The organism is Gilvimarinus sp. 2_MG-2023 (assembly GCF_030547685.1).
In the GTDB taxonomy this organism is placed as follows: Bacteria; Pseudomonadota; Gammaproteobacteria; order Pseudomonadales; family Cellvibrionaceae; genus Gilvimarinus.
In genome coordinates this window covers 19,789-43,279 of record NZ_JAUOQM010000018.1, presented here as the reverse complement: position 1 = coordinate 43,279, position 23,491 = coordinate 19,789, and the positions used below count along the sequence as shown (strand labels likewise).

Sequence of the window (23,491 nt, the reverse complement as noted above, 5' to 3'; positions counted from 1 at the left end):
GATGTCAGATGCGTCCGACTTCAGACATCTGACACCTGACGGCTTTCACAACCCCCACTCTATCGGTTCTAAACCTCTTTGCTGTAGATAGCTATTCACCTGACTAAAATGCCCATTGCCGATAAAGCCTCGGTGAGCAGACAGTGGTGAAGGGTGCGGGGATTTAAGCACCAAGTGCTTTTGTGTGTCGATCAGCCGGCCCTTCTTTTGCGCATAGCTGCCCCACAGTAAAAACACCACCCCTTCACGGTCGCGATTCAACGCTTCAATGGCGGCGTCGGTAAACGCCTCCCAGCCCCGGTTTTGATGAGAACCCGCCTTGGCCTGCTCGACACTGAGCGTTGCATTTAACAGCAGCACCCCCTGCTCGGCCCACTGCTGCAAGCAGCCGTGAGAAGGCCTTGGTATGTCGAGATCGCGCTCAATCTCTTTAAATATATTGACCAAAGACGGCGGCGGCTTAATACCTACTGGTACCGAAAAAGCCAAGCCGTGTGCTTGATCCGGTCCGTGGTAAGGGTCTTGCCCCAAAATCACAACCTTCACTTTGTTAAAAGGGGTGCTATTAAATGCATTAAACATCAGTTCCGAGGGTGGAAAAACCACCTTGTTCGCCTGCTTTTGTGCCTGTAAAAAAGCTTTTAATGCCTGCATATAGGGTTGTTCAAACTCCCCTTGCAACTCATTCAACCAGCCTGTTTCAAGATTAATTGTGTTCACCAAAGAGTTTATCTTCCTTTCCTGTCATGGGATTAACAATTTATCACAGCCACTCAACGGCCGAAAACGAGTGCAAAAAAAAGCCCGGCGCAAGCCGGGCTTTTTCGGTAATACCGCAATAACTATGGCTTATAGCTTGCCAGAGTTCTCAGACAGGTAAGAGGCAACGCCGTCGGCAGAAGCATCCATACCCTTATCACCTTCCTGCCAACCGGCAGGACAAACTTCACCGTGCTCCTGGTGGAACGCCAGTGCGTCAACCATGCGCAGCATTTCGTCAACGTTGCGGCCCAGAGGCAGGTCGTTAACCACTTGGTGGCGAACAACACCTTCTTCGTCGATCAAGAAAGAGCCACGGAAAGCGACACCGGCATCGGCTTCTACATCAAACGCCTGACAGATTTCGTGCTTAACGTCGGCAACCATGGCGTATTTAACCTGGCCGATACCACCGTCATTGACGGCAGTGTTACGCCATGCACTGTGAGTGAACTGAGAATCGATAGAAACGGCAATCACTTCAACACCGCGCTTTTGGAAAGCTTCAAAACGGTTGTCAAAAGCAATCAGCTCCGATGGGCACACAAAGGTGAAATCCAGCGGGTAAAAGAAAATAACCGCTTTTTTACCTTTAATCACTTCTGACAGCTTGAATTCGTCGACGATTTCGCCGCTGCCCAATACCGCAGCGGCGGTAAAATCTGGTACTTGCTTTCCTACTAATACGCCCATGTTTAATCTCCTAAATTGACGGACTGACTAAGAATCTTCTAAGGGATGTGGGGCCGGCAGTGTAAATTGCAAGGCAATCCCCCAGAAAGTGTGACAAAGCTTTTACAATCAGGCACTTAGCCCTTGATAGATGCACACTATCTTACACCCTCAAGAAAACCTGTCCTATTAATTTTTTATATGGAGGCCATTGCTTTTAGCGATGCTAAGCCTATGGGGCAAAGCGCGCCACTCACCTAACGACAAGTCGCGCGAACAGCAATTATTCTCAGAGACTATTGACACAGATTCTCATTAACAATATTATCTCTTTAACGTCTACTTTCTAGGGTTTCAGGCTTCATGTACGTTTGTCTCTGCAAAGGTATTACCGACCGCCAAATTCAATCGGCCGTGCACGATGGTGCTCACAGCCTAGGAAAACTGCGCAAATCGTTGGGTGTTGCCAGCCAATGTGGCAAGTGCGCCAGCCTTACCCGCGAAATACTCGATGAAACCCTGCAAGAAATCCCCGAAATTGGCGGTATGCCGCAATTCTACGCCGTTGCTTGATAAAACAAGTCAGCTGCGAAAAGCAATGCAAGCCAATCTCATAATCATTTAAAAGCCCTTTTACATCAAACACTTACGCTTGACAGCCGGGTAATTACGGCCCACACTTACGCCGTTGACAATCCCCCTACGCCGTCTGCGGTAAGGAGTTCCTCATGAAGGGCGATCCTAAAGTTATTGAATTTTTAAATAAAGTACTGGGCAATGAGCTGGTTGCCATTAACCAATATTTTCTCCACGCTCGTATGTATAAAGATTGGGGGCTGAAAGAGCTCGCCGATCACGAGTACCACGAGTCCATTGATGAAATGAAACACGCCGATATGCTGGTGGAGCGTATTTTATTTTTGGAAGGCCTGCCTAACCTACAAGACTTGGGCAAGCTTTTAATTGGTGAAAACACCAAAGAAATGCTGGAGTCTGACCTTAAAGTTGAGCTCAAAGCCATTCCCGATTTACGCGATGGTATCGCCTACTGCGAACAAGTGCGCGACTACGTTAGCCGCGACCTGTTAAATCATATTCTCGAATCCGAAGAAGAGCACGTCGACTGGCTGGAAACCCAGCTCAGCCTGATCGAGAATGTGGGCTTGCAAAATTACCTACAATCGCAAATGAGTTCCGGCGAAGAGTAAACCCCCTCGCCCTCACCACGGTGCCAAGCTTACGGCACCGTGAGTGACTCATTTAGCCTTACTGATCAGACCATTCAAACTGCTTAAACGGCTCATCAATGGGCGTATTCGCTAAATGATTGACGTAGTTACTCATCACCTTCTGCGATACCACTAGCACCACTTCCAACACGTTACGCTGGGTAAATCCGGCCTTAAGAAACTCCGCCACTTGCTCGTCGCTAACATTCCCACGCGAACGCACCACCTCAAGGGTAAAGCTACGCAGAGCCTCGAGCTTCTCGGGCAGGGCTTGCTGATTGCGCAGTGCGGTATCGATCGACTCATCGACTTTCATGGAGCGGGCAATACCACTGTGCGCCGGCACACAATAGTGGCACTTGTGCTCCACATTGACCGTCTGCCAAACCACTGTTTTTTCATCATTGTTGAAGCTGGACTCCAACACTAACCGGTGCAAGGTTTGATACCCCTCCAGAAGCCCCGGCGCCTCGGCCATAACGGCGTGCAAATTGGGAATCATGCCAAAACTTTGTTGCGATGCCTCCAGTAATGACTTTGATGCCTCTGGGGCTGACTCTTGAGTATGCAAGGTAAATTGACTCATGGTGTCTCCTTAATTTTGAGTGATCATTCAAGTTAAGGGTCAGCATACCTATACTTGAGCAATCATTCAACTTATAATTGAATGGTTATTCAAGCAATGTGAATCCACTATGCCTAGATCAGCCCTATATAATCGTGAAGACGCCCTGCAAAAAGCGGTCAATTTGTTTTGGCAGCGCGGCTTTTACGCCACCAGCCTAAAAGACATTGAAAGGGCCCTGGATATGCGCCCCGGTAGCCTCTATGCGGCTTTTGGCAATAAACAAGGTTTATTTAATGCAGCCATCGACACTTACGCCGGCGCCACCCAGACCGAGATAAAAGACTTTATCGAACGCGAAGGTCAGGTAATTGTGGGGTTGATGGCGTATTTACGCTGGCTGCTCATCGACACGCCTCATGAGGGGCCTGCCGCCTGCATGGTGGTAAAAACCCTGCTTGAGTCCACAGACAATAGCGATGTTTTACATCAAAAAGCGGTACTGATTCTGCAGCAACTTGAGGCGTATTTTGCCGAGGTTTTACACTTGGCAAAAGCACAAGGGGAGCTGGTAGAAACTGTGGACTGCGAACGTTTAGCGCGCCTGCTGCAAACGCAAATAATGGGGGCACGAGCCTTTGCCCATAGCAATCAAGATCCGCAACAAATTGGCTCGCTGCTTGATGATATTGAAATGATTTTTGCCCCCTATCAAACGGCAAATCATTCGCCCCATTAAAAAAGGCCGGGAAAAACCCCAGCCTTTTTAAGATTGCTTAACTTATCGAGTAAATCATTAATTCATCAGCCCGTAGACACCGACAGAATAGGCCCGCTTGTCGCGCTCACCTTTTAACGCACGCATTTTCAAAGACTCCCCCAAGGATACCGTGTCATCGATATAACGGGTATTACCTGTGCCTTCATCAAAGCTGACGATACCCGCTTCTTGAAAATAGTAGCCAATATAATCACCCTGCTCTACACCAACGCTTACGGGGAAGTTAACCCGGGCAACCCCGGCATCGGTGGCCCGTAAGACTTCACTTTGCCAAATAACTAGCATTTGATCTTGCACCGGACGCATTACCTGCACGGTGAAAGTGCCAGGCTTAACAAAATGCGCACTGACCCCGGTGATAGTGCCATTGGCTGGCATGGGGTTTTCTATATCCACCAATAACAAGGACTGCGAATCTACCTGACTGCGCTGAACTAATTCACCGCCAATATAGTCGAGTAAATCGCTCTGCACCATAAAGTCTTTTAGCTCGTCGATCTCTTTTTGTACAAAGCGGCGCACCTGCCCGCGCAGCTCAGAGGACTCCTGCACCCGCACGGTTTTCTCGGTATCGAGCACCGACATCACTCGCTTAAGGTCATTGATTTGGGTCTGCAGGGTTAACTCTTGGTTTTGCAGCGAGACGATTTTAGAACGCGCCTGATCCAACTCGGACTGCAGCTGTTCATTCTCATCTTGCATTTTTTGTACGTTCGGTTGGGTCTGGCAACCTGTCACAAGTGCAGTCGCAACAAGCATGCCCGCGATCATTTTCTTTGTCATCTCAAGCCTCTTTAGTTGTATTCGAGCCCAACCAGCAGCTCACCCTCTGTCGTTTTGAAGTTGATGTCAGTGTGCCTACACTTATGTAAGTATACCGCTATTCCGCCACCTTGAAGGAAACACTGGCAAGCGGAGCATCCCCTAATTTAAGGTCAACATGATAGGCCCCTTTGCCAAAGCCTGTCACCGGGCGCTCTATGGCAAAAAACTGAACCCCTTGCGTGCCGCTAACGATAACCGGTTTTTGCGCTATTTGCACACTGCGCGAACCATCGGTCAATACGACCTGCACTACGTTGGCCTCGCCATTGAAATTAGCAAACTCAAAGCCGATATGAATAATTCGGTCCAACACCAGAGGGTCCCCCTGGGGCTGACTTAAATCAGCCATTGGCTGTGCCGCCACTAACACATTAGAAATACTAGGCAGTTGAGCTTCAACTAACTGATCCAACTGTAAACGCTGAGTTAGCAAGCCCTCACTTTGAGGGAAGCGGTCGCGCGCAATGTCGAGCTGTAGCAATGCTTCATCGAGAGACTCATTTGCCAATAAGCGATCAATACGACTAATCAGCGCTTGCTCCACTCGCAGCATACCTTCGTTGACGGTATCGACCGCCTCTGGAGCTTGCTGCAACAAACGCTGATACGTTTCATAAGCGTTATTGCCGCGCGGTGTAATCAATTGATTGCGCGCTAACAGCTGTTGGGCCTCAGCATTTAAGGCGGCAATACTTTCTTGTCGATTATCCAGCGCCGTTTGTTGCTCGGCTACAGCCGCTTGTAGCGCCAAGAGGTTATCGTGCTTAGGGTTAATTTTTAGACCCCGGGCAATCAGGCGAGCCGCTCCATCTAAATCACCCTCGCGTTGTTTGGCCTCAGCTAACACATGGTAGCGCTCAGCGACTTGCTGCAGTCCTTGCTGAGCCTGCATGTTGCCGGGCTCTTGCGATAACACTGTCCGGTAAGTCTCCAGCGCATTGGCGCCGGCCGGCGAGCTTAAGGCATCGGCGAGTAGATACTTTTCAGCCTGGGCCAAAAGGCTTGATACTCGTGTCGTTTGACGCAGCTGGCTAATGGCTTCACGGTTGCGACCGTCTTGTTCGGCTTGCTCGAAAGCCTCGGCACTGATAGCCGCCAGCGATTCTGCGGCGGCGATATCTTGACTCTCAACAGCCTGCTCAAACCGCTGCTGCAGAGTTCGGGATAACTCTGCCAACCCCTGCTTACCCGCCTCGACTTGAGCGGTGTCATCACTGAGGCTCAACTGCCGGTAAAGTGCTGCCAATTCAATCGCAGCCTTGGGGTTAGCCTCCAGCGTCTCACGCAGCTGGGCTGCTGTTTGCAAGGCATCATCAGTTGCCAATGGTTGAACATCGCCATCGTCTTCACTCTGAACAGGGGTTTGATCGTTATGCGCCGCCTGCGCACTGGCAACTTGTGCAGATTGCTCGTAAGGGGTCGATTCAAGTCCATCACTGATCATGGCCTCGACATCAGCCGGCGCCTCAACCTTCTCACCCGAGGTGGAGATAGCCGCGACCGAAGATTGAGCTAATGAGGTATCACTCGGCGAACCAGACGGGCCACCGACACTCTGCCACGCGAACCAGCCGCCACCCAGCACGGCAGCCAGTACAGCGCCCCCGAGCCAAAATTTGCCTGTGGCAGGGCTTTCACGATTGTCTTCGTGCGCGCGATAGCCGATACCATCATCGCTGCCCACACTAAACAGCTCTCCGGTAGGCAGCTCTTCGTCGTCACGGGTAGCACTGGCCACCTCTTCGGTATTCACCTGGGTATTAGCAATAGCAGCAGACACAACCGTCGCGGCCGACTCGTCGGAGTCATCCACCTTGGGAGTCAGTGCCATTTGCGCTTTTATATGTTCGATGTCTTCGGGCGCAATCGCGTTTAAATCGGCAATCAACTCTGCGCCATTTTGATAGCGTTGATCGGGCTTTTTCGCCAGGCACTTACTGATAATGGGCTGAAAAACCGCCAAATGTTCGGGCAGAGTGGGAACCGGGTCCGACACATGCATTATGCCGACAGCCACAGCCGAGTCGGCATCGAAAGGAACAAAACCGCACACCAACTGAAACAGAACCACGCCAAGCGCGTATAGGTCGCTGCGCGGATCCACTTGGGCGCCTTTGGCCTGCTCGGGACTCATGTAATGCGGGGTGCCCATGGTCGTGCCGGTTTGGGTCATCCCCGAGGCCACATCCGAGGCGCGGGCAATGCCAAAATCCATCAGCACCGCCCGCCCATCCTCGGCGTGAATCATGATGTTCTCTGGCTTTACATCGCGGTGTATGTAGCCTTTGCGACCAGCGTAATCCAGCGCTTTGGCCACATCTTTAATAATGGCCAAGGAGCGCTCTAGCTCAAGATGGTAACGGCTCGCTTTAAGGTCTTCGCCCGGCACGTACTCCATAGACAAATAATGGTTGCCATTGTGCACGCCCACATCGTAAACCGTAACAATATTGGGATGCATCAGTCGCGACACAATACGAGCCTCGCGAATAAAGCGCTCTCCAAAACTGGGGTCTTTGGATAGTTGTGGCGACATCACCTTTAGCGCGACTTCGCGCTCAAAGCTTTCCTGAATGGCAAGGTAAACGGTCGCCATGCCGCCCTCACCAAGAGTGTCCACTATTTTATAACCGGGTATTTCCATTCACTGCGCCAATAAAAAAGGACTCAATACAATTGTTTGTCGGCACCCAAAGCATGACCCACTGCGGACTAGGGCTTCAGGGCGCCGGCGTTGCGGCCATCTCAGTGGTCAGGCACTTATAGCCACTTTGCATATTATCCCTGAACAATATAGCTGGTGGCCAGTAATAGCAACCGCTTGCCTCCTCTAAGAGCCGGTTCGGTTGATTCTTCTGCCCTAATGGCGCCGGTAATAGCGTTTTCTCAATTGCTCAAAAGGCCGCCAATTGCTACTATTGCGCCCTTTCTGACCGCCCGAATTAAACGATCCCTCAAGGTTAGTCCGCTGAGTGAGTAAACCCGCCAAGCCTATGCTTTATTGGAGGGGACTCAACCGTTTAATCCATTAGATTTGGCCCCAACACAAGAGATTCTCTATGACTCAGGACCTTCGCCGTGCACCTTTGACTGAGCTGGCTCAACACGATGCATTTATTCAGCGCCATATTGGCCCGGATAACAGCCAAGCCACCACCATGCTAAACAGCTTGGGACTCGACAGCACCGCCACCCTGATTGAGAAAACCGTACCGGCCAAAATCCTCAATACCGACCCCTTAGCACTGGAGTCGGCCAAATCAGAGGTAGAGGCGCTGGAGGAATTAAAAACCATCGCCAGTAAAAACAAACTGTTCAAAAGCTTTATCGGCATGGGTTATTACGATACTCATGTGCCCAACGTTATTTTGCGCAATGTGCTGGAAAACCCCGGCTGGTACACCGCCTACACGCCCTATCAGCCAGAGATTGCCCAGGGCCGGCTAGAAGGCTTGCTCAACTTCCAACAGATGATTATTGACCTCACCGGTATGGATTTAGCCAACGCATCCATGCTGGATGAAGGCACAGCCGCGGCTGAAGCCATGGCCATGTGCAAACGACAAAACAAAAAGAATCGCTCCGATGTGTTTTTTGTCGCCGAAGATACTCACCCGCAAACCATCGCCGTCATTAAAACCCGCGCCGAACACTTTGGTTTTGAGGTCGTGGTCGCGGCAGCGGAACAACTGGCAAACACCGAATGTTTTGGCGCCCTACTGCAATACCCAGGCACCACCGGCGAAGTGCGCGATTTAACCGACCTTATCAGCACCGCCCACGAGCAGAAAACTCTGGTGACCGTCGCCTCGGATCTGTTAGCCCTAACACTCTTAAAATCGCCCGGCGCAATGGGAGCCGATGTCGCTATCGGCACCAATCAGCGCTTTGGTGTGCCCATGGGTTTTGGCGGCCCACACGCCGCTTTCTTTGCTTTTCGCGATGCCTTTAAACGCAGCGCACCGGGCCGGATTATTGGGGTGTCGATAGACTCGCGCGGCAAAACCGCTCTGCGCATGGCCATGCAGACCCGAGAACAACATATTCGCCGCGAGAAGGCCAACTCTAATATTTGTACCTCTCAGGTACTCTTGGCAGTAATGAGCGTGTTCTACGCCATTTACCACGGCCCCGAAGGCTTAAAGCGCATTGCCGAGCGAGTGGCGCGGCTGACAGATATTTTGGCGGAAGGCTTACGCCAGCGCGGTTTTGACAGTGTTCACAGCGACTACTTCGACACCCTTTGCATTAAAGTAGGCGAGTCACAACAAGCGCTCTATCAAACGGCCCTAGCCAACCAAATTAACCTGCGCCTAGTCGGGGAAGACTGCATCGGCATCAGTGTGGACGAAACCACCACACTCCCTCAAATTAGCCAACTACTGAACGTGTTTAGCGCCGGTGATCACGGCCTGAGCCTCAATGCCATTGATGAGCAATTGTGTGCAGGCGATGCGGCCACCGGCCTGCCCGAAGCCCTGCTCCGTAGCGATGCCATACTCACCCACCCGGTGTTTAATCGCTACCACAGCGAAACCGAAATGCTGCGCTACTTAAAACAGCTAGAGAGCAAAGACATCGCCCTGAATCACTCAATGATTCCGCTCGGCTCTTGCACCATGAAACTCAACGCCACCGCCGAGATGATTCCCGTCACCTGGCCCGAGTTTGGCAAACTGCACCCATTTACCCCGATGGAGCAAGCGCAAGGTTACGCGCAAATGTTTGCTCAACTGCAACAAATGCTGGAAGCCTGCACCGGCTACGACGCCGTTAGCTTGCAGCCCAATGCTGGCAGCCAAGGTGAATACGCAGGCTTGGTCGCGATAAAAAAATACTTTGCAAGCAAAGGCGAATTTGAACGCGATATTTGTTTAATTCCCGCCTCGGCGCACGGCACCAACCCCGCCTCGGCACAGATGGTCGGCATGAAAGTAGTGGTGGTCAATTGTGACAGTAAAGGTAACGTCGACCTCGACGACCTCAACGCCAAAATCACCGAGTACACCAGCCGCATCGCGTGCATTATGGTGACCTACCCCTCCACTCACGGCGTCTTTGAAGAAGGCATTACCGAGGTATGCGCCGCCGTGCACAACGTCGGCGGTCAGGTCTATATCGATGGCGCCAATATGAACGCGCTAGTAGGCGTAGCTGCGCCAGGTAAATTTGGCGGCGACGTGTCGCACTTAAACCTGCACAAAACTTTTTGTATTCCCCACGGTGGCGGCGGCCCCGGCATGGGCCCCATCGGCGTGGCAGAACACTTAAAACCGTTTTTACCCGCGCACCCTGTGCAGCCGGTGACCGGCACCGACCTTGCCAACGGCACCATTTCCGCCGCGCCTTGGGGTTCGGCCAGCATCCTCCCTATTAGCTGGATGTACATTAAAATGATGGGCCGCGAAGGCATGGCCCACGCCACCAAAATCGCCATACTTAACGCCAATTATATCGCTAAAAAACTCGGCGATCACTACCCCATTTTGTACAAAGGCAACGAAGGCTTCGTTGCCCACGAGTGCCTGCTCGATTTGCGCCCCTTAAAAGAAGCCAGCGGCGTTACCGAAGAAGACATCGCCAAACGCTTAATGGACTTCGGCTTTCACGCCCCCACCATGTCATTCCCGGTGCCGGGCACACTGATGATTGAGCCCACCGAATCGGAAAGCCAGGAAGAGCTCGACCGTTTTTGTGAGGCCATGATCATCATCCGCAAAGAAATCGCTCAAATCGAAAGCGGCGAAGTCGACTACAACACCAGCGCCCTACACAACGCGCCCCACACCCAAGACGATGTCATGCAAGCAAACTGGGATCGCCCCTACACCCGCGAGCAAGCAGCGCGCCCCGCGCCCTGGCTCAAGGCACACAAAGTGTGGCCAGCGGTTAACCGGATTGATAATGTGTACGGGGATCGGAATTTGGTTTGTTCTTGTCCGACTGTTGAGGAGTACCGGAACTAAAGGGACGAAGCTAAGTTTCGGTACTTTAGAGTGTCGCGCTCGGTCATTTCGAGCGCGATACGACTTACTGCAATTTAATCTTTAATTTGTTTGCCCTCAGTCGCCGGAGGGAAAATTACTTCGATGCATGGCACTACTTTTAATGGACTGGAGTGTAGGTATTCAAGCCTCTGAATATAAAGGGTGAAACTTATTGTTCCGACTCACTTATCAGAAGGCTTCAACATAAATCACCCCAATGATGATATTTTTACGATTCTGGCTCTACTGCCTAGAACATATCACACTGCCGGCACCACTTAATTCTATTACTTTCTAACCCCATATCCTTTGGGATAGAAACTGGAAAATTCGGCCCAACATTTTTAACAACCTTGCCCCCTTTAGCCATATCAATCGACGCCTTTTTCCATCAACGCCGCTCTGATTTCTTTACTGGAGAATAGTTCTGGAACCAAGGATCTGAACCGGTTCTTTATTTTTATTCCTCCACCAGGATTAAATGCATCAGTCGCGCCTAGGTTTTCTTTGTCCTTGTACTGCTCTACCACTAAAATCGTTCCTTTTTCATCTAGAACTTGAATTTCAAAGTCGTAAATGAAGGCGACATTCATCATGGAGTCGCCTTTCCACTCTGACAGTAATAACAATAAGTATCGGTCGGCATCTTCTTGCTGCAGTGCCTCTACAGCTTCTTCAACGGAACTGGAAGGGCGAAGCGGAACTTTCCGGGCAGACATACCCTCTTGATACAAGGCTTTAACGAGAGTGTCCGAAATATCATCAGCCAACGGATCTCTCGACTTTGTAACCACATCAAATGGATTTCCAAACCCACCCCGAGAAAGACCAACAAAACTTTCCGGCTTATCGCCAGATATTACATAGGGCCTATGATCCAATGTTGCAACATTGACTGTAGCGTCAGACCGAATCCATACTCTTTTAGGGTCAACTTCATACTCGTGCTTTACCCCTACTGCACAACCACTACATAGCGATACGACAACCAACCAAAATGATATCCTTTTAAACATGCCTTTTCCTTTTAATAAATTCTTATATAAGCTAAAAAACAGATTCGGCGTTTCGCATAGCCAAAACCTGTATAATATATACTTAACGATTCTAACCCGGATAACTGACCCTTAACGGAGATCATTCTCTATTATTAAAAAAACCCAAACTCTCACAGAATTAAGTTAACTGTCCCCCGAACTCCCAGGGATGGTACCCGCCAACTCGGTCATGCTGCTGTTACTAAAATCCATTACTCACCCTGTGCCGAAATCAAGGGCTTACCCGCTTGACGCGGGCGTGTGCGCTGCACCAGTAAACGGCTTTTAAGCTCTGCTGGGTAAGCGGCGACGGCGGCTTTTAGTAGGGCGGTGAGCGGCTCCATAAAGGGGTAGCGGGGGTTCAGGCGATAGTTGCGCACCCGGCCTATTTGCTCGCTGACGATTACGCCGTATGCTTCCAGCCGTGCCAGCTGCTTTTGCACGGGGTTAACGGGTATGTCGTAAAAGCTGGCAATAGCGCGGGCATAACCCTCGCCACGCAGCATTAAGTACACCAGCGTATTTTCCTGCGATTCGGCCCGCAGCAGCCCTTTAAGAATGAACATAAAGCACCCTATTTACCAATAGTTGGTTAATATAAACCAACTATTGGTAAATATAAGCCTCATAATGGTACATAAAGCTTTTGCAGCCCCCAATATGTGTAAGCCTACCACTTTACAAAACGGCCTACCCTCACGCTCGAACAAAGCACTTAACTCTTTGTTTTTATTATATAAATAAGGCGAAAACAACAGGATGCCGGTAAGGAAAAAGGTAGTCTTTTCCTTACCGTAAACGCTTGATAAATATGCCCTTCGGTACATTGGTGCTACACCTCGCGCTCGGCCAGTATCTGGGCCTGAGCTTTTAGGGTTTGCATGCGCGGGCTTTGAGTGACGATATGATCAAAGGCGGCATCCACGGGGGCATCGCCCTGAGCCAGCTGGCTGATTTTGGCGCTGTTCAAGCTGCTGGCGGTGGGGATGTATTCGGCTGAAAGCTGAAATGGAATACTGACCTCTTCTACCCCTGCCTCGCGGGAGGACTGGTAAAAGCAACACGGGTAGCGAGTTTTACCCAGCAACACCCACACCGCTTGCATGGTGGGCGTGCCGGGGCTGAGCAAAATGGATAAATCCGCTTTGGTGGCACTGAGTGCCTGTAAATACTGGCTGGATACCTGGTATACCGAGTCGTAATCGACCGGCGAGGTTAACTTAACTTTATGAGCGCGGATTGTGGCCTGGGTGCGGCCCGCCAGCCATTTAAGGTAGGGTTTTACGTCTGCGTCTGGGTAGTTGTAAAGCAGCTCAATGGCATCCACCGAAAGTGTTGCCAGTGCGGACGCAATAGGGCCGGGGCTGGCTGCAGCGCTATCCAAGGCTTTTAGGTCGTTACCGCCGACCCAAGTGATCAAAACCTGATCTTTATTAATCCCCATCCATGCCCCCAAACCTTACTTTTTTACCTTTTATATGGCGCTTATATTCACGTTTGATCATACCCCATTCATCGGCAAACATTAAAGAGTTGTTTGGGCACAGACTTTACTCGAGACGGGTTGAATCCAAAAAATACGTCTCTTTAAATTTAACGGGCGACAAACAACCGATATGCTGTGGCGTTTCAGCAGAGCCTCTATATTGATGAAGCCCCCCATTTGGCATATCTTCAGCCATAAAGTTTAGAGGAAAAAATTGGAATGAACTCAGAGGTAGACGGTAAGCCTAAGCAGAAAGAAGAAGACCTGAGCTATTTAGCGAACGTGATCCCGGGAACTGTGCGCAGGCCGGAAACCCCGCGCCCACGCCAAAAGAATAGCTGGTTCAGACGTCTCCTTGCCAAGGTCGGGTTTTGTAAGAAGAGTGGTCGAGTTTCTCAGTGACCGGCCTGTGCAACTGCATGCTATTTTGTGTAAGTATCAATGGTGGTTGAGTGTTGCGGTTACTTATCGCTTTTCAACATGAATACCTTACTCATACCAAGCCAGTAACGTCTAGGGTACCAACCCCGGCTCCGCTGTCGCTGCAAACTGCCCACCAGTCTCCACCCGGGATCCGGGGTTGAGAGAAATAGACTCATTGGAGCTAAATGTCACATCGGCAGTCGATGTTACGACGTAGCTTGGGCCTGCTTCTATCGCGCAGGCGGCCTCGGTAACCACTCCGAAAACTGAATCATTTTCCAGAGTGAGAATGTCTTCAGGGGCACAGGGTTCAGGCACCACAGTTTCCCTAAAAGCTGCTATATCAAAGCGCGTATTGTTAATTGAAAGCGCATTATCAGCCGAATTGTCATCGGGGTGCGCGATCCCACAGGGCACCCCGGAACAGTCAATATCGGGGTTGGAAAACAACCCCACCACAGGGCTGATATAGCTCATTACTGTGCCGAATTGACCTGAATCTCCGTGACCGTAGGAATAGGCAAACACGCCCGAGTTGCCCACGTTAGCACGATCATGGGTACTGCCCTTGCTGTGATCCAGCTCATGGGGCAGAGTTAATTTGTCACAATATTAATAGTTAAAGTCAATCCTTTTTATATAAATACATTGAGGCTACGGCAAGTGATGCCAGCATTGAACCAATGCATAGGTATATATTTTTATCACCACTCAGCCAAAGTTACTACATGTACTACTCCAATGATTTCACCTAAGTGTATTAGTTTGATATGTGCTGGACTTCAAACTGACAGCTACCTCCCGGTGGGCAACTATCCCCATTGGAGTATATTTGAACATTCAAATAATAACTCTCACCTGGACTAAATCCACAGTAGAACCTGGACGCACCCGTCACCCACCGCAATTGGACATCATTTCCACCCTGCAAACATTCTAAGGAGCTACTTGATGGCAAGCTTGGCCCTCCTGCACACTCTGAAACCCAAGCTCTAATATAGGCACCAAATGAAGTTGGTCTGGGGAGAAACCGAACCACACCAGCCCTGTCAGACTCAACGGGTGCAACAAATTGCTGCGACAGAATAGATTGATCGTTAGGCACATCGATCCCAACAAGATTCGTGTTTTCACCAAAATCAGCTAACACCGAAGGCAATCCAGAGGTAATTGCATTTGAACTACAGGTCTCTGGAGCTGGCGGGACTGCGCCCCCTCCCACACTGGCCACGGAAGAGCTGCTGGAGCTGGCACTCATTGGCGCGCTCGAATCACTCGATGCTTCAGATGAGCTACTTTCTCCTCCACTGCTCACACTGCCAGAGGAGCTGGTAGACGAACTGCTGGAACTTATACTCGATAATGAGGGGACTGAACTACTGAAACTAGACGAAACCGAAGACATTTCGCCATTTGAGTCACTACCCGCGCTACCATTATTACCAGAACCACCGTTACCTGGGCCGACGGAGCTCGAGCTGCCGCCGCCAGAGGAGTAATTGATGTCGCTATAAATTTCTGCATCCACCAATTCAACACCATAATAAAAGTAATCGCGAACCTGACCCTCAGGCAACTGTAACAGGTTTGATAAAAATTTGATTACATCTATGATTTCAGAATTAAATGCCAAGTCGATATTAGCATCCATAAAATAATTTGAATCAAATTGACTTCCCCATGGATGAGCCCCACCACTATAATTTACCCCACTAAACACGCTGACGTCGGGGCCTGCCAACCCAAACAGAAAATTTTGAAAACGGGGGCCCGCAAACAATCCTCCAGTATAATTTTCATAAACCTCAGGCGGATGGAATTGATAACTCGGGGATGCATCGGAAATCGGTGACCACTGACCATTGTCAAAAACCAAGCCAGCAGCTGCTCTACCGGCAGAATCAAATCCTAGCTCTATATTCGAATCACCCGAAAAGTCCCCACCCAATCTAAAATTAATCTGATTTTCAAATGCCAACAAGCCGACAACAACAGGAGGTAAACTTACAAATTCTGGAAACAAGTCCTGCGATAACGAAAAATCTGAACCTCCTTCGGTAGTCACTTCAATATTTGTATCAGTGTCAAAAGTTACAAGGCTACGCCATTCAACGTTTCCTACTTGGTCAACAGACACATCAAACTCAAGCTTTGCATCCATTGACAAGCATCCGGAGAGTTTATTTCCCAATCGTAGCGCCACGATATAAGAGCGCTGAGTACCGCACTGATTGATTAGTTTTTCAGGAGCATTCGAAGCTTTGTAAATGCCAGCACCCTTTCCCATGCTTGTTGCTGATATTTCCCCCAAATCCAATGGAAACGCCCCTTCCGCCTCCAATGAAGAAAACACCTCCGACAAGCCCGCAGCTTCCACCTGTAGCTCGGTATTACCATTAACCTCGTCAACGTGTATCACCTTTGAAAAAATCGAGGGAAACTCTGGATCATCTGACGGCACTAGTAATATGTCATCCACCGTAAAATCTGCCACCAACCCGTCGAACTTAATTTTACTAGGTGTAGAAACTAGAATACTCTCATAGAATTCTTCGACACTATTTCGAGTGACAACAAACACATTTGGATTAATGGAAGCAGAGAATTTATTCTCTTGATTAATACTCGCCACTAGTGCTGCGGCATTATCCGAAGCCTGACTACTTCCAGTGTCATTACTTGCAACAACTACAAAAAAGTAAACAACACCGTCTTCAAGATTATTCACCGTATAACTATTGCCAGTTACCGAATCATTTACAAGGATCGCATCAGACAGATTTTCAATCTTCGAATCAAGCTTGTAAATGGCGTACGAATCTGCCCTCTGAGCCTTTTGCCATTTTAAGAAGGCTTGTCCTGAATTTGTAGTAACACTTATATTTTGAGGTTTCTCTGGAGCTAGAGCAACTGAAGAGCCCGACTGGCCTCCACTTGAAGAAGAACTCCCGCCTCCACAAGAGCATACCCCCAACAACATGAGCATCATTAGAACAAACGTATTCAGTTTTAAATTCATAGAAATCCCTTATCAGGCAGAAGCTTAGTTTATAAATACTCCAATTTAACACCAATAAAAGCATAGCAAATGACCAACCAAGCTTGAACCAGTTCACGGTAATTTAGATAATTTTAACGCCAATGGTAACTGTCAAAGATGACAGGCTCCCTTACGGCAAAACTGGTTATATTTTAACCAGTTTTATTGGTTCAACCATAAACGGTATAAATTACAGGGCATCACTGATGAGAATAGCGCCGCACGATGTGTAGCGGCAGAGTCAGTCATATCACTTAATATGAGGCAGTAGGATCTATACAGTGGGTACCGCCGTTAAGTTCAAAATCGGCAAAGGGCGGTTCATCGCAGCACTATTTGGGGACATACAACAACTAAACGATAATTTAACCATCACCGTCTCTATTTCCCTATACTGGTAAAACATACCAATAACCCCAAAGGACACACATGCTAACCAAACTGGGCTGGAAGCTGCTTTTGTTGAGCCGGGCGCTGTGGATGCGCACCTTGGCGTTTGCGATTTTGGCGGTGGTGACTGCGCTGATGGCGATTGCGTTAAAAGGCGTTATTCCCGCCTCGATAGCCGGGTTTATTGGCGCGGAGGCGGTGGATAAAATTCTGTCGATTCTTGCATCCAGTATGCTGGCGGTGACGACCTTTTCCCTTAGTGTGATGGTATCTGCCCACGGGGCGGCGGCGAATAATTTAACGCCCCGAGCCACCCGCCTGATGATGGAGGACGCCACCACCCTCAACGCGCTGGCGACTTTTGTGGGCTCGTTTGTGTTTTCTCTGGTTGGGATCATTGCACTGAGTACAGGCTTGTATGGCGAGCAGGGGCGCGTGGTGTTGTTTATTGTCACCATCGCGGTAGTGGTGCTGATTGTCGGCACCATTTTACTTTGGATTAATCATTTGGCCCGCCTAAGCCGGGTAAGTGAGATTGCCGAGCGCGTAGAGGATGCCGCCAGTGCTGCCATTGTACGGCGCGGCAAGCACCCCTGGCTGGATGCCAATCGCCTAGAGACCTTGGATGACATCCCCTCTGGCAGCTACTCCATTACGGCCTGTGGCATTGGTTATATTCAGCATATTGATATTCAGGCATTAAACCATTGGGCCACCGAGAACGACGCCAAGTTATATGTCACCTGCCTTCCTGGCAGCTTTGTTCACCCCAGCCGCGCCATTTTGTACTGCAGCCAAGAGTGCGACGAACAGGCATGTCAGACACTGCAAAATGCCATCACTTTGGGTGATACCCGCTCGTTTGATCAAGACCCACGCTTTGGATTGCTGGTAATGGCCGAGATTGCTTCGCGCGCACTGAGCCCCGGCATTAACGACCCAGGCACTGCAATTGAGATCTTAGGGCGCGGGGTGCGTCTGATAAGTCAGTGGCAAGTCACACCGGACGATATCAGCGATTTCGATATCCCCTACCCCAATGTATGGGTGTCACGAATTGAGATTGAAGAATTGTTTGTCGATTTTTTCTCGCCCATTACACGGGACGGAGCGGCTTTTATTGAGGTACAAATACGCCTGCAAAAATCTTTGGCAGCACTCAGGGCCGTGGACGGAAACTTTCACGCACCGGCGTTGCAAATGGCGCAGACCGCATTGGTTCGGGCCGAGCAATCTCTCACCTTTGCCCCCGAGCTTGCCAGTCTTAAAGAAGTGCACCAACGGCTATTTTCTTAAACAAAAAACGAGCCCTATAACGACAAAGCCCGGCTCAAGAGCCGGGCTTTGTCCGCAAAAGCACACGTTTATTACTCAACCGCTACCGAGCCTTGCATTAATGCGTAGTGGCCGGGGAATGAGCAAATAAAGCTGTACTCTTTTGCCGCATCTAACTCGTCCACTTTAAAGGTCACCGATGTGCTTTCGCCGCCGCCAATAACATCGGTGTGCGCCAACACACGCTCGTCACCTGGCTTAACGTACTGATTCTCAAGCCCGGCGCTCATGCCATCTTGCACAACGCCCTGAATATTATCCTTTTCAGTCAGTACCCAGTTATGGCCCATGGCGTTTTTAGGCAAATTACCCGAGTGGGTTAAGTTGACGGTGAAGCTTTCGCAACTGGAAGGTATGCTGATGGCTTCAGTGTCAAAGCGCATTTGATCGGTACTGTCTACCGTCACTTCACACTCAGCTGCACCAGCGGTGGCCGCGCTAAACGCAAACACCAAGCTGCCGACTAGGACGGTGATTTTCATAACTTGATTTTTGCACATCTATAACGTCTCCTTCTCGATAAATCGAGTGGGTCTCGTGAATGGCTTATGTCGGAACTCGATTAAACACAGCCAATGGGTGGGTGGTTGTAATCGCCAATTTCACCCGCTCGCCCGCAGCGGCACGGTTTTCGTGACTGACCCGCACTTTAATATCGCAACCGGCGTCAGTATCCACCGAGTATAAACAGGTGCCGCCTTCGTAGCGCGACCAGCGCACGGTGCCATTGCTATCGCTGCCACTAGAGTGCATTGAAACATCGTCGGGACGCAGTAACAAGTCGACCTCCCCCGTGGCGCCATCGACCGGGGTGCCCGGTGCGGAGCCTAAATCGGTGGTCACATAACCCTGCTCAAGTCGCCCGGGAATAAAGCTTGCCTCGCCCAAAAAGCGCGCCACAAAGCGGCTGGCAGGCTCGCAAAAACAGGTTTCTGGTGGTGCTATTTGCTCCAACTTGCCGCGGTTTAAAATGCCGACCCGATCGCCTACCGACAGCGCTTCTTCCTGATCGTGGGTTACCCAAATAGCGGGCACACCAGCCTCTTTTAGCGCGTTGCGAATTTCCCAACGCAAACTGTCTTTTAATGCGGCATCCAAATTGGATAAGGGCTCATCCAGCAGGACGAACACAGGTTCATGAGCGAGGGTACGCGCCAAGGCCACACGCTGTTTCTGGCCGCCGGATAAATTGGCGGGCTTGGCGTTGCGCAAAGCATTCAGGCCGAGCAGCTCCAGCCAGTGGTCGGCCAAGTGTGAATCTTTTAAACGAAAGTTCACATTTTGCTGCACGGTCAAATGCGGAAACAGAGCGAAATCTTGAAACACCATGCCCACATTGCGCTTTTCCGGCGCGACCGTTGCTGTGGCACTGGCGTGCCAGGCGCCCAGCTCAATGCTGCCACCGCTGATAGGAATCAGCCCGGCCAGCGCCTGCAAAATGGTGGTTTTACCACAGCCGGTAGGCCCTACCAGCATCAGAATTTCATCCGCCCCCAGCGCCAGACTCAGATCGTCCACCACCCGGGTGGTGCCATAGTCTACAGATAGGTTTTGTACGCTCAGCATTCGGAGTCCCGCTTATCAATTACGTCAATATCCCCGCGGCGCTCGCCGCTGAACATTAGTGCCAGCCCCAGGCCAGACATTAACACCAGCAACAAGCCGGGGATGGCGGCGCGGCCAAAGTAACCCGCCTCATACACACGCCACAAGTAGGTGGCCAGTGTTTCAAAGCCGGTAGGCCCCAGCAAAAGTGTGGCCGGCAGCTCGCGCATGGCTTCTAAAAATACCAGCGCCGCGCCGGCAATCATACCGCGCATAGTCAGCGGTAAGGTAATACGAGTAAACGCCTCTTTGGGACTAGCACCAAGCAAACGCGCCGCTTTGACTAAGCTCGGGTCCAGACTTTCGGCGCTGGAACGAATGGAACCCACCGCCAGCGATAAAAACCGCAGCACATAGGCGATAATCAAAAGCCCCAAGGTTTGATACAAAAACGGTAGCTGCAAACCGACATAGACCAGCGCGGTGCCCATCACAATGCCGGGCACGCCAAAACCTAAGTAGGTTACCCGCTCCATTAAGCGACCCGCTCGCCCTGCTTGAGCGGCGTGGGCAACGGGAATCGCAACGACCACAGCAACCAGAGCCGCTAAGAGCGAGGCATACGTAGAGTTCCAGGCGTAACTAAACTCAAAACCGGCACTGCCTTCGCGCACTAACCACAGCGTAAAAATCGCCAGCGGCAACACAATGGAGAGCAGTACAACCGGCGCCGAGGCCAGTAACATAACAACGCTTTGCCAGCGCGAGGGCCAAAGGGTCAGTTTGCGCCCCGGACGTTCGGGCGTCACCTTAACCCGCGACTCCAGAATCAGCACCAAAGCCACAATCACCAACAGCTGCAGCGACAACATGGCCGCCTGGCTTAAACCAAAAGCGTTGTACTCCACATAAATAACGCGAGTAAAGGTATCCAAACGCATAATGGCGGGAGTACCAAAATCCGACAGAGTGTAAAGCGCGGCCAACAGAGCGCCGGCGGCGACGCCGTTAACCACACGGGGCAAGACCACCGTCCAGAGGCTGGCCGGCAGCGACATGCCCAGCGTGCGCGCAGCGTTCACCAAGCTGGCATCCAAACTTAATAACGAGGCACGCGTAGTAAGCAGGACAAACGGATAGGTGTAGAGGGTCATAACCAAAGCGGCGCCGGGCAGACCGTACATGGCGGGTGTGGGCAGGCCCGTTAAGGCATTGATTTCGCCGCCTGGGCCAAAGGCCGCGTAGAGGGTAAAAGCGCCGATATAACTGGGCATGGCCAGGGGCGCAGCCAGCAGAATCAACCAAAACTTGCGCCAGGGCAAGTGCACATAGGCGGTGAGCAGGGCCAGTGGTACACCGATTAAAACCGAGCCGACCACGGTTAGCGCCATCAGGGCCAGCGTGTTGCCCAACACTTTCAGGTTATGGGCATCAAACAGCGAGGCCGTATCACTGGCGAGCGCCACCAGTACCCCCACAGGCACAAGCGCAAACAGCGCTATCAATAGCGCCAGTGGGTAAGAAGCTGGCCAGCGGGTCATAGCACGCCGACGCTGCGCATCAAATCCAGTGTCGGGCGCAAGTCCGCCAGACGGGTTAAGTCCATTTTAGGGGGCGATATAGTGTCCAGTGCGGGCAAGCCCTGCGGCGGTGCCACACCGGCGACCAGTGGAATTTCGTAAGCTTCACTAGCCAGGTACGACTGCACTTCGCGGGTGAGCAGGTAGCGAATAAAGTTAATGGCCAGCTCACTGTCGTTGAGCGCCAAAATACCTGAGGCATTGACTAAGCAGCCCGCATCGTTGCGCGAGAAGGCCAAGCCCACCCGAGCATCGGGCTTGCCGGCTTTCAGGCGCAGGGTGTAATAGTGATTGGCAAACCCCAAGTCCACCTCGCCGCGCTCAACGGCCATAACCACACCCAGCTCACCGGCGTAGGCTTTGCCACGTTTTTTCATGGCCTTGAGCCACGCCGCTGTCGCCTTTTCACCTTCCAGCAAACGCATGGCAGTAATAAACGACTGGAACGAGGCATAAGCCGGTGCCCAGCCAATCTTTAAGTCGCTGTCGGGCAACGCCATGACATCGTCGGGAATTTGCTCGGGTGCAATACTATCGAGGTTGTAAGGCAAGGTGCGAATACGGCCAGTGACTGGTGCCCAGTTGGCGTAGCGAAAGCCTTCATTAAGCTGACCGGTTAAATCCGCTGGCAGCGGTTTGGCCAAGCCTGCACCATCGACTAAGCCAATAGCGCCGGAATCCACTGCCCAAAACACATCGGCCCGGCGCACACCTGCTTTGGCCTCGGCCACTATTGTGTTAGCCAGAGCCGCCGTCACACCGCGGCGTATATTGAGCTTAAATTTGGGGTTGCGCTTTTCAATGGCCTGCAGGACATTTTCGTACAGGCCGCCCTCACCGCGCCCTAAATAGAGCGTGAGCTCGCCTTCCAGTGCTGGCAACTGCTCAACCGATAGCGCCCCACCCTCGCGGGCAAAGGCGCTAAAAGACAAAGGCAAGCTGCCCAGTAAACCGGCCCCGGCCAGGGCCTGCAAGAATAATCTGCGTTGCACTTAGAAAACGTCCTTACGCTCTTTCTCGGCTTGCTCCAACAGTGATTTGGCTTGGTCGATTTTGCCTTGCATGGCGGTGACGACGGCGCGCACTTGATCCACAGTGCCTTTAGCGGATATAGCTTTAGGCAAAGTGACGTTGAAATCTTTTTCGAGATCTTCCACCAAACTGGCATCTTGCTCGATCAATGCGCCTTCAACACCTTCGAATAAATTCAGGTAGGTGTCGTGCACAATATCGGTCGCTTCTTGCGGCAGCTTTTCAGCGTACTTGGCAACCACACGATCCAGACGTTGGTTGACTTCGCTCAGCGCCGCTTGCGGGGTAGAAGGGCCAGCTGTGGTTTTGATTTTATCCAGCAAACCATTTTGCTGGTACTTGGCCGCTAGTTTAACGGCACCCAAGGCCTGCCACAATGCCTGCTCCAGCTTCTCTTGCTCAGTGCGCACTTCGGCGATTGGCTTGCCGGCATCGATAGCGCCTTTAATGCCGTACAAACCCTGCCAAATAGAGGCGTAAACGGGCACGTAATTGGTCTCAATGGCAGAGTGGAAGTCTACCTCTTCCCAGAAGTCGATTAACCGCTCCGATTTAGCCGCCTTAGTGCCCTTGTCCTCGTAGGTGGCAATCATGGCGTCGACTTTACCGATAATCCAGCTCACCTCTTCGGAGTATTCACCCAGATTGTCTTGCAGGTGGTTAACGTGCTCGCCAATAGGGCCATTGGCCAGCGCATGGCTCGCGCCAAACACAGTGACCAGGGTAAAGGTTGCTAAATATTGAATCGATGTGCGAATTACTGAGGTCATAACATTCTTCCGTTAGCAAATGACACGAGGCCGAG

The 23,491-nt window shown here is 51.1% G+C and carries 20 protein-coding genes; 5 read left to right on the top strand and 15 right to left on the bottom strand.

Annotated features, from left to right (window positions below; genetic code table 11):
* Positions 1–45 precede the first annotated feature (45 nt).
* Together ung and Q4526_RS03000 are read right to left on the bottom strand one after the other, a co-directional pair.
* Complete coding sequence (ung, locus tag Q4526_RS03005; RefSeq protein ID WP_215975418.1) at positions 46–723, bottom strand: uracil-DNA glycosylase; 678 nt, start codon at positions 721–723, stop codon at positions 46–48.
* Positions 724–849: 126 nt separating this feature from the next.
* Positions 850–1,452 (bottom strand): peroxiredoxin, encoded by a 603-nt coding sequence (locus tag Q4526_RS03000; RefSeq protein WP_215975417.1) that lies wholly within the window; start codon positions 1,450–1,452, stop codon positions 850–852.
* Positions 1,453–1,794: 342 nt separating this feature from the next.
* Between Q4526_RS03000 and Q4526_RS02995 the strand changes: the two genes are divergently transcribed.
* Entirely contained in the window at positions 1,795–2,004 is a 210-nt protein-coding gene (locus Q4526_RS02995) for a bacterioferritin-associated ferredoxin (RefSeq protein ID WP_215975416.1), read from the top strand.
* A gap of 155 nt (positions 2,005–2,159) precedes the next feature.
* Positions 2,160–2,639 carry a bacterioferritin gene (bfr, locus tag Q4526_RS02990; RefSeq protein ID WP_215975415.1) on the top strand — a complete coding sequence of 160 codons (480 nt, stop codon included), beginning with the start codon at positions 2,160–2,162 and terminating at the stop codon, positions 2,637–2,639.
* A 58-nt stretch (positions 2,640–2,697) separates the two neighbouring features.
* Here the strand turns inward: bfr and Q4526_RS02985 are convergent, their stop codons facing one another.
* Positions 2,698–3,246 (bottom strand): carboxymuconolactone decarboxylase family protein, encoded by a 549-nt coding sequence (locus Q4526_RS02985; RefSeq protein ID WP_215975414.1) that lies wholly within the window; start codon positions 3,244–3,246, stop codon positions 2,698–2,700.
* Between the two features lie 109 nt (positions 3,247–3,355).
* Here Q4526_RS02985 and Q4526_RS02980 point away from each other — a divergent pair, with 109 nt between their 5' ends.
* Positions 3,356–3,964 (top strand): TetR/AcrR family transcriptional regulator, encoded by a 609-nt coding sequence (locus Q4526_RS02980; protein ID WP_215975413.1) that lies wholly within the window; start codon positions 3,356–3,358, stop codon positions 3,962–3,964.
* Positions 3,965–4,021: 57 nt separating this feature from the next.
* Here Q4526_RS02980 and Q4526_RS02975 read toward each other — a convergent pair whose 3' ends face one another.
* On the bottom strand, positions 4,022–4,789 hold the full coding sequence (locus Q4526_RS02975; protein ID WP_215975412.1) for a hypothetical protein: 768 nt from the start codon (positions 4,787–4,789) through the stop codon (positions 4,022–4,024).
* Positions 4,790–4,886: 97 nt separating this feature from the next.
* The gene (locus tag Q4526_RS02970) at positions 4,887–7,475 is read right to left on the bottom strand and encodes a protein kinase (protein ID WP_215975411.1); all 2,589 of its coding nucleotides are present in this window, start codon (positions 7,473–7,475) and stop codon (positions 4,887–4,889) included.
* Positions 7,476–7,890: 415 nt separating this feature from the next.
* Between Q4526_RS02970 and gcvP the strand changes: the two genes are divergently transcribed.
* Complete coding sequence (gene gcvP / locus Q4526_RS02965) at positions 7,891–10,797, top strand: aminomethyl-transferring glycine dehydrogenase (RefSeq protein WP_215975410.1); 2,907 nt, start codon at positions 7,891–7,893, stop codon at positions 10,795–10,797.
* A 392-nt stretch (positions 10,798–11,189) separates the two neighbouring features.
* Here gcvP and Q4526_RS02960 read toward each other — a convergent pair whose 3' ends face one another.
* From Q4526_RS02960 to Q4526_RS02940, 5 genes are all read right to left on the bottom strand, one after another.
* Positions 11,190–11,834, bottom strand: a complete 645-nt coding sequence (locus Q4526_RS02960) for a hypothetical protein (protein ID WP_215975409.1) — start codon at positions 11,832–11,834, stop codon at positions 11,190–11,192.
* A gap of 233 nt (positions 11,835–12,067) precedes the next feature.
* Positions 12,068–12,421, bottom strand: coding sequence for a winged helix-turn-helix domain-containing protein (locus tag Q4526_RS02955; protein ID WP_215975408.1), 354 nt, complete (start codon positions 12,419–12,421; stop codon positions 12,068–12,070).
* A gap of 266 nt (positions 12,422–12,687) precedes the next feature.
* Complete coding sequence (locus tag Q4526_RS02950; protein ID WP_215975407.1) at positions 12,688–13,299, bottom strand: hypothetical protein; 612 nt, start codon at positions 13,297–13,299, stop codon at positions 12,688–12,690.
* 555 nt (positions 13,300–13,854) lie between these two features.
* A complete protein-coding gene (locus Q4526_RS02945; protein ID WP_215975406.1) occupies positions 13,855–14,241 on the bottom strand; it encodes a hypothetical protein in 387 nt (128 codons plus the stop codon).
* 283 nt (positions 14,242–14,524) lie between these two features.
* Complete coding sequence (locus tag Q4526_RS02940) at positions 14,525–16,783, bottom strand: fibronectin type III domain-containing protein (RefSeq protein ID WP_215975405.1); 2,259 nt, start codon at positions 16,781–16,783, stop codon at positions 14,525–14,527.
* A 450-nt stretch (positions 16,784–17,233) separates the two neighbouring features.
* Between Q4526_RS02940 and Q4526_RS02935 the strand changes: the two genes are divergently transcribed.
* Positions 17,234–18,490, top strand: coding sequence for a DUF2254 domain-containing protein (locus Q4526_RS02935; protein ID WP_215975404.1), 1,257 nt, complete (start codon positions 17,234–17,236; stop codon positions 18,488–18,490).
* A 71-nt stretch (positions 18,491–18,561) separates the two neighbouring features.
* On the opposite strand, the gene azu is transcribed toward Q4526_RS02935, so the two are convergent.
* Genes azu through Q4526_RS02910 form a run of 5 tightly spaced genes read right to left on the bottom strand, consistent with a single transcriptional unit; the run spans position 18,562 to position 23,456 of the window.
* Complete coding sequence (gene azu, locus Q4526_RS02930) at positions 18,562–19,029, bottom strand: azurin (RefSeq protein WP_368411084.1); 468 nt, start codon at positions 19,027–19,029, stop codon at positions 18,562–18,564.
* A 46-nt stretch (positions 19,030–19,075) separates the two neighbouring features.
* The gene (locus Q4526_RS02925; RefSeq protein WP_215975403.1) at positions 19,076–20,095 is read right to left on the bottom strand and encodes an ABC transporter ATP-binding protein; all 1,020 of its coding nucleotides are present in this window, start codon (positions 20,093–20,095) and stop codon (positions 19,076–19,078) included.
* Positions 20,089–21,615, bottom strand: coding sequence for an iron ABC transporter permease (locus tag Q4526_RS02920; protein ID WP_215975402.1), 1,527 nt, complete (start codon positions 21,613–21,615; stop codon positions 20,089–20,091). The genes Q4526_RS02925 and Q4526_RS02920 overlap by 7 nt, the downstream gene beginning before the upstream one ends.
* On the bottom strand, positions 21,612–22,646 hold the full coding sequence (locus Q4526_RS02915) for an ABC transporter substrate-binding protein (RefSeq protein WP_215975401.1): 1,035 nt from the start codon (positions 22,644–22,646) through the stop codon (positions 21,612–21,614). Before Q4526_RS02915 ends, Q4526_RS02920 begins: the two co-directional genes overlap by 4 nt.
* Positions 22,647–23,456 carry a hypothetical protein gene (locus Q4526_RS02910; RefSeq protein WP_215975400.1) on the bottom strand — a complete coding sequence of 270 codons (810 nt, stop codon included), beginning with the start codon at positions 23,454–23,456 and terminating at the stop codon, positions 22,647–22,649.
* Between the last annotated feature and the right edge of the window lie 35 nt (positions 23,457–23,491).

Coding starts and splice junctions, on each gene's coding strand:
- gcvP (WP_215975410.1), top strand. CDS start 7,891: ATGACTCAGGACCTTCGCCGTGCACCTTTGACTGAGCTGGCTCAACAC.
- Q4526_RS02975 (WP_215975412.1), bottom strand. CDS start 4,789: ATGACAAAGAAAATGATCGCGGGCATGCTTGTTGCGACTGCACTTGTG.
- Q4526_RS02960 (WP_215975409.1), bottom strand. CDS start 11,834: ATGTTTAAAAGGATATCATTTTGGTTGGTTGTCGTATCGCTATGTAGT.
- Q4526_RS02940 (WP_215975405.1), bottom strand. CDS start 16,783: ATGAATTTAAAACTGAATACGTTTGTTCTAATGATGCTCATGTTGTTG.
- Q4526_RS02925 (WP_215975403.1), bottom strand. CDS start 20,095: ATGCTGAGCGTACAAAACCTATCTGTAGACTATGGCACCACCCGGGTG.
- Q4526_RS02955 (WP_215975408.1), bottom strand. CDS start 12,421: ATGTTCATTCTTAAAGGGCTGCTGCGGGCCGAATCGCAGGAAAATACG.
- Q4526_RS02920 (WP_215975402.1), bottom strand. CDS start 21,615: ATGACCCGCTGGCCAGCTTCTTACCCACTGGCGCTATTGATAGCGCTG.
- Q4526_RS02950 (WP_215975407.1), bottom strand. CDS start 13,299: ATGGGGATTAATAAAGATCAGGTTTTGATCACTTGGGTCGGCGGTAAC.
- bfr (WP_215975415.1), top strand. CDS start 2,160: ATGAAGGGCGATCCTAAAGTTATTGAATTTTTAAATAAAGTACTGGGC.
- Q4526_RS02985 (WP_215975414.1), bottom strand. CDS start 3,246: ATGAGTCAATTTACCTTGCATACTCAAGAGTCAGCCCCAGAGGCATCA.
- Q4526_RS02995 (WP_215975416.1), top strand. CDS start 1,795: ATGTACGTTTGTCTCTGCAAAGGTATTACCGACCGCCAAATTCAATCG.
- Q4526_RS02935 (WP_215975404.1), top strand. CDS start 17,234: ATGCTAACCAAACTGGGCTGGAAGCTGCTTTTGTTGAGCCGGGCGCTG.
- azu (WP_368411084.1), bottom strand. CDS start 19,029: ATGTGCAAAAATCAAGTTATGAAAATCACCGTCCTAGTCGGCAGCTTG.
- Q4526_RS02945 (WP_215975406.1), bottom strand. CDS start 14,241: ATGAGCTATATCAGCCCTGTGGTGGGGTTGTTTTCCAACCCCGATATT.
- Q4526_RS02970 (WP_215975411.1), bottom strand. CDS start 7,475: ATGGAAATACCCGGTTATAAAATAGTGGACACTCTTGGTGAGGGCGGC.
- Q4526_RS03000 (WP_215975417.1), bottom strand. CDS start 1,452: ATGGGCGTATTAGTAGGAAAGCAAGTACCAGATTTTACCGCCGCTGCG.
- Q4526_RS02980 (WP_215975413.1), top strand. CDS start 3,356: ATGCCTAGATCAGCCCTATATAATCGTGAAGACGCCCTGCAAAAAGCG.
- Q4526_RS02910 (WP_215975400.1), bottom strand. CDS start 23,456: ATGACCTCAGTAATTCGCACATCGATTCAATATTTAGCAACCTTTACC.